We start from the raw sequence: 15,862 nt of genomic DNA on the forward strand, positions 1-15,862 counted from the left end.
TAGATTTGATATCTCCTAGTATTGAATAAAAATTTATCTTAAACTTAACAATGTAAAATGAGTCTTCACGGATAAAACCGCAAAGACTCATTATATTTTAAATGGGATTCATTTAGTACCTATAATAAAGAGAGAACGTACTGCTGGCAAATTTATTTTTACGATAGTATTCTCATCATTCTTTTCCACCTCTGCTTTTGTCATAGTGCCTTTATGAGGATTCCATATTTCTATATCATTTAATATTCCTCTTAAGCTGACAGATGATCTGATGTCTTTATCGGTCGTATTTGTTATATAATAGATATCCAGACCGTCTCGTTGCTTATGAGTATAGTTTACATATCCGATATTGTGAGCCGGAATTGTTTCTTCATTAAACTGAATATCGGCTTCCAATCCCATTTTTTCAAACGTTTTGTTCAAATTGTCTTTTGTGGTTGAACGTATAAAAGCAAATTGCCCGCCTTTTTCGTTTTCCTTAAACATATCTTGCGAAACAATTCCTTTTTCATCGACAAAAGCCGAACCGAATATCCCGGCTATTATATCCTGTACCTCCTTATCTTTACCGAATTCCGCCGAACAATAAGGTAAAGAAGCGGTTGCAATCACTTTACCTCCATTGTCATAATAAACCTTTATAGCCTTTAAAGTAGCGGCTGAAATAACCTCCCCACCCGGCATAATCAGAACTTTATAATTCTGGATATTTTCCTTATTATTCAAAATCAATTCACTACCCGCAGGCGTTATTCTACCGTTCGTCAAATCCTCAGGATGAATAAATGTAAAATCCCTCCTTACCTGATTTGTCAGTAAATCACTCAATACATGATGATTAACATTCTCAGGCAACCAGTTAGCCACCGGAAGACCCGAATGGGCATCACGGTTTATATACGACTCAGCCTGAACTGCATTTACCGGCCACAGCAAAGCCACATCGCAAACCCGTCTACCACCTTGGAGCAACATACATGACCGCCCCGTGAATAAGCTATAGTGAGGAAGACAATCTTTCAGCAACGGATTTTCGGGAGAGATAAGCGGCGGTATGCGTATTGCCTCTTTCTTTGTATCGTACCACATGCCGTGAGGCACAACAAAGTTTACCCCTCTTGCCATAGACTCCAATACTACACGGTAAAGCGTCAACGAATCCATATCTGCAGGGAACGCACCACACAATTCAGCCCCGACTGTAGGCCTGTCATAAAGATCGGCTGCCGAACTGATCTGTTTGTATCCGTGCAATCCGCGTCCGTAGAAGAAAATAGCATCCAGCAACGGGATATCTACATGCCTGTAATATTTCAATATATCGCCGTGTGCAACAACTGAGTTAGGACTGTAATTTTCAGGCGGATGCCCCATACTTCTCAGGTTACGTTTTTGTGACCATTCCGATACTTGTTTTACATAACCTTCGGCCATGAGTTCGGAACGAATATCGTAAAAGGCAACTCTTGCCTGCCGGGTTTCCGGCCCTATATCGTAATACAAAGCCGGGTAATATAAGGCCGGATTTTTCCCGGATTTTTCTTTGAATATATCGGTGATGGCCGGTGTCCAGGTCTCTTCCTGATGGACAAAGCCTACATCGTCGAAAAAAGTTTTAGTTATCACATTACCGAAATACTTACTGAAATGTTTGCCATATTCATCATAAGTCATTTCAATAACTTTGCTTACTGCTTCGGGCTGCATATAGTCGACCAACATGTCATGATCATTTCCCGTTCCATATTCACACTTGAAGAACATTATCCGCCATTCGCCTGCAGGAACATCCCAATTCAATACATTATCTTTCATAAACGACTGAAGATCTACCACTTCGAGAGAAGTAGTATTCATTGCCGATACAGCCATTAATACTCCTTTCGTCGGAAGCGTATATTCTTTTCGGAAATGGCTGTTACCCTTTACCATGAATTCATCTTTTATCATGAACTTCCGTCCATATTGCGGATACTCGCGCTGCAACCTTCCGCCGGCAGTACCGCTGGGAAAGTCCACATCATCGTAAAGAACTACCTCAGTACCCAGTTCTTTGGAAATATCGAGCATATCGACATAACGCTCGAAATATTCATCCGAGAGGAATTCGGGTGACATTCCCGGAGTAACAAAGTTTGTTCCCCACTGATGACCGGGAGAAATGGGCAATACTGTTATTCCACCAAATCCGGCAAGTTCTTTTGCTTCTGTAATATGCTTCCTTAGACCTTCGGGTGTCATAGTACCATTCATGTGCAGAAACGGCATCGGACGAAATTCATTGGGCGGATTCCTGAAATCTTCTCTCAACTGATCCCTTTCATCAGCACAACTAAACAACAGGAACAGCAATCCTGTCAGCAATAATAAATTTCTCATAAGTATTTATTTTAGTTCCACTTCCTAATAAAGTGATCAGGCCATATCAGGTTCAAAAAAGATTACTTTCCTCCGGGCTGGAAAGTATATCTTTGCGTACTCTAAAAATAAAAAACGTTAGATTTAATTCACAAATATAAAAGCCTGCCTTCAGAATCAATTAATCAAATTGATATATAGATTTGAAAAAATGATATAAAGCTTTATTTATACAGATTTCGGGCTATAGTGTAAGTTGTAGAATAACAGAATATTTATTGTCTGTGAGATTTTGTTGCAATGAATAATTGTTTTCGAAAAGTAAATCAAGGCGGCGTTTGATATTAGTCAGTCCCAATCCGCCGATCTTTTTCTTATTGGTTAACGGAGTTTTGGTCGCAGAATTTTCACATGTAAAAGTCAGGATGTTTTCCTGTATATTGAAGGACAAACTGACATATGGTATACCGATTGTATCGCTATTATGCTTCACCGCATTCTCTACAAATGGTATAAAGAGCAAGGGAGGTACTTGTATAATGCTGATATCACCTTTTATATCTATTTCATATTCGAAACTGTCTTTACGTATCTTTTCCAATTCAAGGAAATTTGTAAGAAATTCGATATCAGCCTTTAGGAATACTTTGTCCTGTACGCTGTCATTTAGTTGATAACGAAGTAGATCATCCAATTTTACCAATATAAATGAAGCCATATCGGGGTCTTCTTCTACCAATATATTTGCATTATTGAGCATATTGAAAAGAAAGTGCGGATTTATCTGGCTTTTCAGGAAACTAAGTTCTGATTGCGATGTTGCAGAACGGAGATCATTGATTCTACGGCTACTGATCATCCAATGCTTAAACAATAATAAGGCCGATATTCCACCCAGGAAAAGCAGGAAAACAAGTAATGAAGAGGCTATGCTAAGGAATATTGCAATAGCGCTGGGCTCGTGATGAATAACAGCTATATCGTAAAAATATTCCTGCAATATCATCATTATAAACATTGAAAACAATGTAAATACAATAACTGCTATGATGTATAAGAATATTTTATTCTTTGCCAGTAAACGCGGATACAACACATATGCATTAAAATAAACCATGACATTCATAAGCATGTAAAAACCGAGCCAGCCGTAAAACCTGTTCCACGACAGATTGAGTTTATCAGGAGCATCGAAGAAATTGCCGATCGTTATCATCAGAATAACAAACTGCAATACTACATGCCGCCATATCCTGTATTTGTCATCGAACAGGAAAGAGGCTACATTGCTTATTGAAAATCGTGATCCCATAACTATTCTGATATGTTTAATACCAGTTCGATTACTCCGGCTTTCGCCGATAAAGTATATTTTTCCGGATATAAGAGTTCCAGTCTCTTTTCTATCGAATTAATATCTTCATACATCAGTTGCTTCTGATTATCCGACTGACAAGTGAAATTAAGTGTATATTCTTCTATCTGAAAAGTCAGCATCAAAGATCTACTATCATTTATCATATTTTGCACAAGCGTGATAAATAACAATGGTGACACAAATACATTTTCGAAAATACCATTCGCCTGAATGGTGTACTCGAAATCGCTTCTATTCAATTTTTCGAGATCGAGGAAATTAGTAAGGAAAGTTATCTCCGATTTGAGCAGGACTTTATCCCTGTTGCAATCATACAACTGATAACGAATCAATTGTCCTAGTTTCATCAGCATCTTTGTTGTTTTCTTCGGACTTGATTTTACCAATGCAGAAGTGTTTGTCAGGGTTTTAGATAAGAAACCAGGGGTTATCTGTCCTTTCAGTTTATTTACTTCCGATTGCAGGTGTTCATATTCCATGAGGCTCACACGTTCGTTACGGCTTGTCCATTGGCGCAGCATGACAATTACCGAAGCTCCCCAAAAACAGATAAAAGTAATCATAAACAAAGCTGCATTGTCGACCAATATCAGCGGGTTTGTATAAGAGGTAATCCTATGAGGTAGTTCTAAAGCGTTGCGTACCAAATATTCCTGTAGAACAGACATGACTGGTAATAGAAATACAATTGCAGAGAGTATGATTGTATATGCCATGTATTTACCTTTCAGCAGCAACCGCGGAAGTAAAAAATAATAATTGAAATACATAGCCGCTGCATACATTAAAAATGAGGAAAAACAAATAAGATAAATCCTGTTGCCTAAAATACCCTGACAATCCTGATAGGCTACAAATATCTGGTTGAAAGTAATTATGATTCCTGCCACGATACATGCCATATGCCTCCAGATACGATATTTAGAATCGGTCAGAAAAGAAGGTAATTTATAACTTTCTTGTATCTTATTCATTTTTCCCCTCGGTATGAGTTTAACAAAGATACATTAAAAATCAAGTCTGTATACTACATTGAAAATAGAATTCTTTATACGTTTCGGCTCTATAACATGTGTTTGAAGGTTGTATTCATGCCCGAAATATTCTTTATAACCTAAAGCATTTGCTCCTTTGACAGCTATTTCGTGCGAAACTTTCTTGCGGTTCATCCTGTAGCTGACCGTATAGCTTCCGAGAAACATAGTTGACAGCTGTTTTGAATAAGCCTGAGTTTCGTCATATTGTGTTTCTTTGTCAGGATGAGCAAGTGAAGCTTTTTCATCTACAGGTGAATATCTGTCGCCTCCCTGCAGGGTAAGTTTTACATTCACGCCGAATACATTTTGCTTGCTACGGCCAATCATCCATTCTTTTCCAAACAATCCGTTGATAATGTAGTTGCGGTTATATTTCGTACTGTGCCATACACCGTCACCTCCACGATATTTCGAACTGAATATGGATGCATTTATCATATAATACATTCCTTTTGTCATATACTTTTCGAAAGTAAGGTCTATCCCGAAATTACGTCCGTTGCCTTTATTTACCAATGCATCTTCTACATAATACTTGCTGCGGTTAAGTATGGAAAATGAACTGTCGGCAATCACCGGAACATCGTACAGATATTGGAAATAAGGCTCTATCCTCAGGTTCATATCGTCTGCAATTTTATAGCTGTACGATAATGAGAAATGATGTGTTTTTGTAAAATCTAAATCCTTGTTTACAAGTTCATCTCCTGTGACCTTAGTCTTCACAAAATATACATCCATTTTTTCCATACGGCTGTGTAACCCGTAAGCCAGCCCGAAAGTGCTTTTAGCTGATGCCTGCCATTTGAGAGCGGCACGGGGTTCAATAGTCCAACTGTTGTTCAATGTCAGTAATTGACCATTGATACCCAGTGTAGCCGATAATTTATCATTAAAGTTGAACAGTGAACTTGTATAAGCAGTCAGAAGATTCGTATTTCCTTTCCCTTCCATGATAGTTTCAAGCGGTTCGGTAAAAAAAGGAGCAAGTTGCATGTTCATATCATACCTCATATTGGTTACAGTGAAGCCTGTCTTATTCGTATGCTTGCTGCTGTACTTTTTGTTGAAATAAGAGGTGAAGACAAGATTTGTATATTTACTGTTGAAGTCATTTGACGGCGTTGAATTCATATCCACATCGAACACGTCTTCCCATGCCTTTATATCGGAATAAGTGGCAGCTATAGTTGTCTTCAACTGAGCATTGTTGTTGAAAAAATAGCGGTGGCTCAAACCTACTGCGGCTGATGTCTGTTTCATTCTCGAATCTTTTGCATCATCCTGATACTCCCATTCTTCGGGTGATTTGATTTCCGGTTTTATATTATCCTTCAACGCTGTTCCCCACAGAGAGAATACGCCGGCGTTTTTAGTCGGGAAATTAAGTTTGAAATTTAAATCCTGATAGTCCAGTACTTGCTCCAAATCTCCCGCAGGATTTATCTTACTCATTAGTCCGGTAGTAGAATAGCGATAGTTAAAGATGTAAGAAGAATTATGCTTTTTGCTTATCGGCCCCTCCGAGGCAAAATCAAGCCCCATGATTCCCGCTTGAAATGTATGCTGGAATTTCTGATTATTACCGTTACGCAACTTCATATCGAATACACCCGAAACGGCATTGCTATACTCGGCTGGGAAAGCGCTGGTAAAAAAGTCAGAGTTACCCAATACATTGCTACTCAGCGATGATAATATACCTCCGCCCAAAGATGACACATCTGCAAAGTGGTTAGGATTCGGAATTTCTATATCTTCCAGTCTCCACTGAAGCAGGCTCGGCGCATTTCCATGCACAGAAATTCCATTGTTTGCCACCCCCGGCGACACTCCGGCAAATGCACTTACAAGTCTTGCAGGGTCATCGAGGCTTCCGGCATAACGGGCAGCTTCTTCTACATTCAGCATATGCCCGCCGAACAAAGCCATTTTATTAAGCGGCTCGTTTTTCTCAGCCTGCGCTGTGATAACGACTTCCCCAAGTTGTTGTACATTTTCTTTTAACTGGATTTCAAGATATACTTCTTTTGCTGATGTCAGCATGATTTCACGTACGATGTTAGTTTCGTATCCTACCGATGAAGCCTGTATATCGTGACGTCCTACAGGAACGTTTTCCAAGATGAATGAACCGTCATCATTTGTCATTGTACCCTTTTCGGGCATATCTGTAAGCCCAACAGTTATGAAAGGTAGTGGAGCACCCGACGAACGGTCAACAACGATACCTTTAATGTTCTGAACCAATTGCTTGTTTTGTGCAAGGACACTTACCGAAGTAAGCAGGCAAACCGCCAGTAGTAGTGAATGTGTTACTTTTTTCATAATAGCTTTTATATTTTAATTTATTTGTTTCGGTGTAAAAGTAGAATATGCTTGTTCGCTCTTTGGATTTAGTAGACGAACCTGAGTTTTTTGTAGACGAGATTCGATTTATTGTATACGGGGTTGTAGAGAATCGTTATTGAAAAAGAGATTTTTGTCTTTGATAACGATAACTACTGCCAGTATAAGAAGAAGAACTGTCTGAATTATCTTCGTATCGGGATGAGGGGCAAAAAGTTCATTAAAGAAACCTGCTGTGATATGGAATATAATGGTTATGATGATATTGCGTCCGGTCTTATAATAAAGCCAGTTCATAATCAAAACATAAGGAACGATACTCACCAAAAAGTTTACACCGTATATCCAGCCTGATTCTACAATATTGCTCTGATAATAATCTCTGATAGAAGAGAGCGGCATATGCCACACTCCCCAATATATACCGAATATCAGCGATGTCTTAAACAGATTGAACCTACGGCGTAAACTGTCTGTTCCATACGAGTGCCATGCCAATTCTTCGAAAACCGGAGCCATAATTAACAGAAACCACACAGGGAAAATACCGGAAGAAAAAGTAAAGTTACCGGTGATAATAAACTGCGAAGGGCTATATCCGAAAAGCAATGAAATAGCCTGCGCCGTCATGATACTTATGGGCATAATCAAACAAGCCAAAGCAAAGTAACGAAGTTTAACATCTTTGAAATTGAAGAAACGCCCCATTACGTCTTTGCGCAAAGCCGAATCTTTAGAAATCAGGAAAAACGATATTGCCACAGGAGCCAGTAATCCTATAAAAGACAATACACTAGCAATGTTAAGGAATATATCCTGATGCGGTTCTATCCAACTTACATATCCGGCTACAAACCAGAACAGCCAAGGAATAAGTGTAGATAATAGATAAAATGTCTTTACTTTTTTGTAATTGTAAATAACGGAAGGTGAAGATTCTGTAGTTTTCATATCCAATGTATTTTTAGTGATTGATTAGTATTTCTAATGTTTCACTTCAAAAGTACACCGGAACTTCACCCTGTTTTGGAATAGAAGACGGAAGAGTTTATTTAGTAGACGAAAGCTTATCTAAAATATACAAACAAAAATTACAGACCTGTTTTGAGCTAACAAGTAAAATAATAAACAGTATTTTTAAATTAATTATATGAATGCATTCCGCTAAGGAAATGGTTGACCCCGAAATAAGTCATCAAAACGGAAAGAAATGCTAAAATTGAAAGAATATTAAACAGCAATGGATTGTCCCACTTTTTTACAAGCCGCAGGTGCGTAGCAATAGTATAAACGATAATAGTAACCAAGGCCCACGTCTCTTTTGGATCCCATCCCCAATACCGTCCCCATGATTCATTAGCCCATACCGCACCGCAGAATGTACCGACAGTCATCAGCGCAAGTCCTACCAGCATTGACATCTCGTTTATGATATTCAATTTTTGTGTAGCGACTGAGATAAGGTTATTCTTTTTTGAGACAGAGAATAACGATAAATTAGTGATTCCCAACAGTAAACTAATACCGAAAAATCCATATGCGGCAACAATTACAGCCACATGAATCATCAACCACGGCGACTTTAGTACCGGCACAAGAGTCCCTATCTGCGGGTCCATCCAGTTAAGACCTGCAACAAAAAGAATCACTCCTCCGAATAATGTAGCCAATGCAAAAGTAATATGGCTCTGTCGTACAAAAAGCAAACTCGCCAATACTGATATAAAGGATATATATATCATTGTCTCATATGAATTACTCCACGGTGCATAACCCGCGATATACCATCGCAATGCTATACCAAATAAATGGAATAATAGACCGAGAACGACTACGACAGTTAGAGAGTGCATTACCTTTATCTGCCATTTTTTTTCTTTGAAAAGAGCCAAAAGAGATAAGACTAATAAAATGCCCCCTAAAATGAGGTAAAGCTTTTTACAGGTTCTGAAAATATCCAGCTTGTTAGACAGTAACTCTGCTTTTATTTTTTTAGGCTTAAGATCGAGTGTATTTTTTGTCTGCTGAAATATATCTATCATCCTCAATACTTCATCAGATTTTTCCCAATCCTGCGACTTCATTGCATTTTGCACACTGTTGAGATATCGCGGCATAATACGGGATACAAATAAAGAATCGGCAGACGGAAGACCTGAAAAATCATCTCCGTAAGCATACCATTTATGCTCCGGATCGTTTTCTTTCGGGAAGATATTGAGCATCCTGAGATTTATGATCTGATGAAAAATATTTACTTGCTCATCCAGCTTCAAAATATCTTTTTCCCGTTTATTCCGCTCAGATGCTGGTTTGTTGTATATTTCACCTACAACTTTCTGAAGCTTATAATTACCGACACTATCAAAAATATTGACATAGGCGCATTCTTCTCCCATAACTCCAAGAGTAGAAGCCATATCTTCGTTAGGCACCTTAAATAAAGGCACACGCATCCACATTTCGGAAAGGGTAATAACACTTAATAGGAACTGATCGGAATTCAGGTCACCAATTTTATGGGATTTATGCAGTTTCCTCAACACTTCCGAAGAGAAAGTATTTATAGGCTCAATACGCCCGTCCGATGTCTGCATCGGTAAAGAACCAAATTTTGCAGCATGCTCGGCGTCTACTTTATTATTCTGGATCACCTCAAACATTCGGGATGCATTATCCTGAGCATTTGCGGATAATGAAATAAATAAAAATCCGAAAATGATAGTTAAAACTTTTGGCGACTCTTTCAATTGTCTCAACTTAACTCTCAACTGTCGGAAACGTGTATTTTTCCCTACAAAAGAGAAGATAAAACCGACTATCAATAAGATATAGCCGCTATATGTAACATTTCGTCCGGCCACGTCTTTATTCACAGACAATATCGTCCCCTTTTCGTCCTTGTCGTATGAAGCCTGAAACAGGCGGTAACCCTTTATATCGATCACATTATTCATGGATACTGTTCTCTCAACAGTTGTACCGTCTGATTGGATAAGTAAAAGGCTTTCGAAAGATGAAGGACTGGAAGAGCCGGGATATCGCTTAAGGGTAAACTTTTTCAGTTCCAATTCGAAAGGTAATGAATGATAATGCTCTCCCCTACTCGTCTGAACCAGCATTTTGTAAACCGATTCGTTTTCACGGATATGAATGCTTCCTTCTTCACTGAATAAATGGGATGTAAGCGCACCAGCAAGGATTATAATAAAAGCGAAGTGAATAAAAATCACTCCCCACTTGCGTTTTTTTATTAATTGAGATTTTATTGTAACTAATATAAAATTCAATACCAAAAAAAACTGCAAAAGAAAGAATACAGGAGAATAATAAATCATGGCTTTCGCAGCTTGCGTTCCATGATATTTTTCTATCAAAGTAGCTATTGCCAAACCCAATGCATATACAATGAGCAGCACAATAGTTGTTTTGTATGACGAGATCATCTTATTAAAACGAGCCTTTACATCCATTTGCTTATTCTTATCTCTTGTCAAATTCATAAAAGTAAAAAGTGAAGGGGCGCATGGCATCTCTTCACTTATTACTTTATAGTATATCAGTCAGTTCTTATGCTTTTTCCCACTGATCACGTAACAACTGCACAGCCTGAGGTACTATGATATTACGATTGCCGATGCATCCGCATTCGAAACTCACATATTTATCATATCCCAACATCTTCAAGCCTTTGAAACCATCGATATAGTTATCCGCATCACCGTCTTCACTTGGCATATTACGGGTTTTGCGGCTTGCAATATGTACATGCTGCAAATAATCTCCGGCAGAGATGAACGCTCCCATATCGGAAGTCTCTTCCCATGTCATATGCCAGAAGTCACCCAGACAACGTACTCCCGGATTATTTATATCGCGACAGATAGAGGCTGCATCAGCTACCTGACGCAGATAGAAAGCTTCTTTCCTGTTGAGAGGCTCCAAGATGACAGTTGTTCCATGTTGAGCAGCAAATGTACCCATCTCGTTGAACTGCTCGCACAAGAAGTTGCGGGTTTCCATTGTGTGAGACATAGCAGGTACCTGTCCGTTGAATGCAGGAACAATAATCACACCTACCGAACCGAGTTCCCCGGCCGCAGCTATGATTTCTTTCATCGTATCCATACATTCTTTGCGGATAGCTTCATCTGTAGACAATATAAAGCCTTTAAATCCGGCACATATTGCGCTTACTTTTATATTGCGTCCTTTTAATGCTTCTTTTATTTCGTTTACGCGTCCGCCAAGACCTCCACCCCATGGTTCAAATCCGGTAATACCGAGTTTTTCCATATAGTCGAACTTCTCATTTAAAGTTTCACCCGGAGGTGTACTTTCCTGAAAAGACAGGTTGAGAACAGCTTTGGTAGCGGCTTTATCTTCTGTAGCCGTGGCCTTAGATGAACAAGCTGTCATACCTGTTGCTCCTACTGAAAGAAGCGCGGCTCCCGACAATGAAGTTTTTAAAAAGTTTCTTCTGTCTAATGTCATAGTTTTATCCTTTTTTAGTTCCGGGAACTGCCACAACAAACGTACTCATATCCATTTTACCCATATTCAGATCTTTTGGAGTCAAATCAAGAGGGGAAGCCGTCATTTCTGTCCAAGTTGTTTTAGCTCCAGTATAAGCTGCTTCGCGTCCCATGATAGCTGCCATGTTCGAAACCGCTGTTTCCGACGCCTGATCGATAGGCTTATTAGCACGGATATGATTTACCCAGTTCACATGCTCCAGTACATATGGATTTGTTTGTTTGAAGTTCGCTTTTTCTGCTTCACCATCATATTTCCAAACCACATTGCCTGCAAGGTCCTTTATTACAGTTTCACCGTTTTCAGTAGACCATGAGCCTTTTGTACCCTGAATAAATTCACTTACATTATTTGCACATCCGTCAATCTGGCGACACATACTATGCATATGTATACCGTTTTCCATAACGAAATCTGTACTAAAGTTATCGTACTGATCGCCCCACAGACGGCGCTGAGCAGAACCGAAAGCGACTGCACTTTCCGGCTTCAATCCACTAAACCAAGTAAATACATCTATATTATGGCAATGTTGTTCAACAATGATATCTCCCGAAAGCCATTTCCAGTTTACCCAGTCTTTTATCATCCATTCGGCATCAGACCAGCCTTTTTGACGCTCTCTGTACCAAAGCAAATTTTGATTCCAATAAACCACACCGCCTGTAATTTCACCTATAGCGCCTTCCATTATCTTTTTGTAAGATTCAACGTAATTGCGTTGGTGATGACGTTGCGTACCTGTTACTACACACAGATTCTTAGCTGCAGCCTGTTTTGCTGTTGCTACAATTGTACGGTAGCCTACAGGGTCTACACAAATCGGTTTTTCGAGGAATGAATGTTTTCCCTGTTGAGTAGCATATTGGAAATGGGTCGGACGGAATGAAGGAGGCGTAGCTACAATAACCACATCTACTCCGCTATCGATAACCTGCTTATAAGCATCGAGACCTACAAATCTTTTATCTGCAGGAATATCAATATTTTTGTCGTTTTTCAGTTTATCAGCAAGGCCGTCCACTTGATCTTTAAACACATCTCCTAATGCTGTTATAGTAACACCGTTAGCTGCATTCAAAAAGTCTAAAGCTGCGCCGGAACCACGTCCGCCGCAACCAATTACTCCGGCCTTAAGTTCTTTGCCGTCTTTGGCCATATCCATTAAATCAGGAATATAATATGTACCTGCTTCTTTTAATGGCTGCTGCTTCGGAGTTGCCGAATTACCGCCACATGATGTTAACATAGCTGCGCTTCCAGTTCCCACAGCTCCCAAAACTCCTGCCATTGCAGAACTTTTTATAAAAGACCTTCTACTGATACCGTTTTCTTTTTTCATTACCGTATTTTTGATATTTGATTATAAATTAACTCTCTATTAATTGCCGATAGCGCTGGCCGATTCGCAGACAACCCTGAACCCAATTCCCTTGATATCTGAATACCACCATATACTTTTCGGTTGTTGCGGGTCTGTCTTCAGCCATGCATCGTGTTTTGTAAAATCTCTGGCGGCACAACGTACATCAGATGCGTCTGATAGATAGTTGCCACCGCGAACTACCCATTCGGTACCTTCGGTAGATATAGGATCGGTCGCACTACCTCCTCTTTTGCTATATGCCTGTGGATCATACTTATCAGCACAATACTCCATTACATTTCCGAGCATATTTTTCAATCCAAACGGATTCGGCTTGACTGTAGCCGGCTCCTGCGTCTTATTACGACTATTTTTGTTGTAGATAACGAAAGAAGATATCGGCTCTGTATCGGCATCGAAAAATTTGCGCCAGAATCCATGATCGGAAAAATCTTTCGGATTCCCTTCAAAGAAATAAGGTGTTTCCGTACCGCCTCTTGCTGCATACTCCCATTCTGCCTCGGTAGGTAGACGATATTTTTTACCTGTTTTCTTAGACAGCCATTGGCAGAAAGTCTCGGCAGCATAATGGGTCATTGTTATAGCAGGACGATCACCCCCGCCCCAACCCTGATCTGGGAAACCAAATGGCGGTGTAGGCCCCGAAATAGCGTCTACATTCGGATTACTATTGTTAGCGAAAACCATTTCCGGCGGCGTACGACCTTCGCTCATAGTACTTGCATAAAATGCCCAATACAAATCCCATGTGACTTCTACTTCCGACATAAAAAACTGGCTTACTGTCACGCTGTGCGCCGGTGATTCGTCTTCCTTATGGAACGCTTCTTTTTCGTCGCTACCCATTTTGAACTGACCGCCGGGTATTGCTATCATATTTATCGAAAGCGGTGTACCCAGTATTTGTTCTTTAAATGTTGCGAAACCGGATACTTTTGTGGCTTCTTTAAAATATGTGCTTGTATCCACGGCTGCACGGTTTTGCATGCCTGGGATAACCGTCATTTTAGAATGCTTATAATTGGGGTTATAGTGTCCGGCATCGAGGTGACAACTTATACACTGAAGGTTCAGCTTCTTTTCATTTTCTTCATAATAGAGATGTGCTGTAACCGCTTCATCGGAAATACCTTCGGGGAATAAATTATAATGACATTCTTTACAGGATTCATTAGGAATATAGGTTACAGCATGCTCGAGCTGAGACATTCTCTCCCAATCGAAATCAGCACTGTCTTTCATCAGATATCCCCATACATCCCTGAAACCTAACTTAGCTTTTGCCGTATAGTGATCCCATGTATTGCTTTTGGGCGGAAGATGACAATCTACACAATGAACCTTTGTACCGCTCTTATTATTCATATGGACTGATAATTTCCAACTGTCTTCGACATGCGGGTGCACATGGCACATCATGCAAGATTCATCGGTTGAGAAATAAACCGATGTCTGATACAAAGATGCCGACAGAATTATACCAATAAACAATCCTAAATAAAGGAAAAAAGATTTGCGTTTAAAGAAAGCCTTTCTTTCTCCTTTTTCCGGAGAACCGGCTTTATCCTTTCTGAATTTCATATAGTGTTTTTATAGTCTCTCTACTATGTTTCCAAGCAAGTGCAAATAACGGGAATAAAGTTGTATATTGTAGCTTTTTTAAGAAAAAATAGCGAAACTTTTTCGATTAACATTTATTGTAAGCATTTTTAATATTTGTCGTTAATTCAAGTTAATTAACCGGAAATTTACAGTATGAATATTTAAACATTTTTAAAAGACCAATGTATTATAAAATAATCTTAATTTTTTTTATTTTCTGTTTTTCGGCTTGTGGAAATAAAAAACAGTTGTATTTCGAAGAAAAAGGAGAAATTTTTCATACCACTTATTCAATTAAATATCTATATACACAGTCTTTAAAAGCCGAAATAGAAGATAAATTTTTACAATATGACAACTCCCTGAACGCATTTAAACCGACATCCATAATTTCCAAAATCAATAAAAATGAAGAAGCCGTACCTGATAGTTTTTTCATCAATGTTTTTAAACGTTCACAGGAAGTCTCTCTGAATTCGGAAGGATTATTCGATATAACCATATCTCCTCTTATAAATGCATGGGGCTTCGGTTTTAAAAATATGGACAATGTAACTCCTCAAATAATCGATAGTTTAAGATTATTGGTCGGATATGATAAAATAAGATTGGAAAACGGGGAGGTAAAGAAATCAGATCCCCGTATACAGTTCAATATGTCGGCAATAGCGAAAGGTTATGCAACAGATGTAATTGCCGAACTTCTGGAATCTTACGGCATCAGTAATTACATGGTGGAAATTGGCGGTGAAATACGCACAAAAGGAAATAGCCCCAAAGGTAATTGCTGGAATATAGGAATCACCAAGCCGATAGGGAAAAATATCTATGATTATCAGAACCTGCAGACTATACTACGACTATGTAATAAATCGTTGGCTACATCAGGAAATTTCAGAAACTATTATATTAAAGACGGTAGGAAATACGCACACACAATAAACCCCAAAACGGGATATCCTTCCGAATCGAATATACTAAGTACGACAATCATAGCCGATGACTGCATGACAGCTGATGCTTACGCGACTGCATTCATGCTGATGGATACGACTCTCACACGCAAGGTTGCAGAAAAAGAGAAGCTTGAATATATGCTGGTGTTAGGCGAAAAGGATAGTACTTTTACAGTAGTCAAGTCAAAAAATTTTGATGAGTATATAGTTTACTGAAAGATTTGGAAAGATTTATAATTCCAAATGAAAAATATAT

At 39.0% G+C, this 15,862-nt stretch carries 10 protein-coding genes; 1 reads left to right on the plus strand and 9 read right to left on the minus strand.

The window, feature by feature from the left end:
- Positions 1 to 108: 108 nt before the first annotated feature.
- From K348_RS0102625 to K348_RS0102665, 9 genes are all read right to left on the minus strand, one after another.
- Positions 109 to 2,382 carry a glycosyl hydrolase gene (locus K348_RS0102625; protein WP_029902627.1) on the minus strand — a complete coding sequence of 758 codons (2,274 nt, stop codon included), beginning with the start codon at positions 2,380 to 2,382 and terminating at the stop codon, positions 109 to 111.
- A 223-nt stretch (positions 2,383 to 2,605) separates the two neighbouring features.
- Positions 2,606 to 3,673: a sensor histidine kinase gene (locus K348_RS0102630; protein WP_029902629.1), complete on the minus strand. Its 1,068-nt coding sequence runs from the start codon at positions 3,671 to 3,673 to the stop codon at positions 2,606 to 2,608.
- 2 nt (positions 3,674 to 3,675) lie between these two features.
- Positions 3,676 to 4,713, minus strand: a complete 1,038-nt coding sequence (locus tag K348_RS0102635) for a histidine kinase (protein WP_051697538.1) — start codon at positions 4,711 to 4,713, stop codon at positions 3,676 to 3,678.
- A 33-nt stretch (positions 4,714 to 4,746) separates the two neighbouring features.
- Positions 4,747 to 7,104: a carboxypeptidase-like regulatory domain-containing protein gene (locus K348_RS0102640; protein ID WP_029902633.1), complete on the minus strand. Its 2,358-nt coding sequence runs from the start codon at positions 7,102 to 7,104 to the stop codon at positions 4,747 to 4,749.
- Positions 7,105 to 7,212: 108 nt separating this feature from the next.
- A complete protein-coding gene (locus tag K348_RS0102645; RefSeq protein WP_029902635.1) occupies positions 7,213 to 8,076 on the minus strand; it encodes a CPBP family intramembrane glutamic endopeptidase in 864 nt (287 codons plus the stop codon).
- A 191-nt stretch (positions 8,077 to 8,267) separates the two neighbouring features.
- Complete coding sequence (gene ccsA, locus K348_RS0102650) at positions 8,268 to 10,628, minus strand: cytochrome c biogenesis protein CcsA (RefSeq protein WP_369793883.1); 2,361 nt, start codon at positions 10,626 to 10,628, stop codon at positions 8,268 to 8,270.
- Positions 10,629 to 10,695: 67 nt separating this feature from the next.
- Entirely contained in the window at positions 10,696 to 11,619 is a 924-nt protein-coding gene (locus K348_RS0102655; RefSeq protein WP_029902639.1) for a sugar phosphate isomerase/epimerase, read from the minus strand.
- 4 nt (positions 11,620 to 11,623) lie between these two features.
- The gene (locus K348_RS0102660) at positions 11,624 to 13,003 is read right to left on the minus strand and encodes a Gfo/Idh/MocA family oxidoreductase (RefSeq protein ID WP_029902641.1); all 1,380 of its coding nucleotides are present in this window, start codon (positions 13,001 to 13,003) and stop codon (positions 11,624 to 11,626) included.
- Between the two features lie 39 nt (positions 13,004 to 13,042).
- The gene (locus K348_RS0102665; RefSeq protein ID WP_029902643.1) at positions 13,043 to 14,629 is read right to left on the minus strand and encodes an SUMF1/EgtB/PvdO family nonheme iron enzyme; all 1,587 of its coding nucleotides are present in this window, start codon (positions 14,627 to 14,629) and stop codon (positions 13,043 to 13,045) included.
- Positions 14,630 to 14,898: 269 nt separating this feature from the next.
- Here K348_RS0102665 and K348_RS0102670 point away from each other — a divergent pair, with 269 nt between their 5' ends.
- Complete coding sequence (locus K348_RS0102670; RefSeq protein WP_231496727.1) at positions 14,899 to 15,822, plus strand: FAD:protein FMN transferase; 924 nt, start codon at positions 14,899 to 14,901, stop codon at positions 15,820 to 15,822.
- Positions 15,823 to 15,862 lie beyond the last annotated feature (40 nt).

The sequence above is a fragment of the Prevotella sp. 10(H) genome, assembly GCF_000711235.1.
In the GTDB taxonomy this organism is placed as follows: domain Bacteria; phylum Bacteroidota; class Bacteroidia; order Bacteroidales; family Dysgonomonadaceae; genus Dysgonomonas.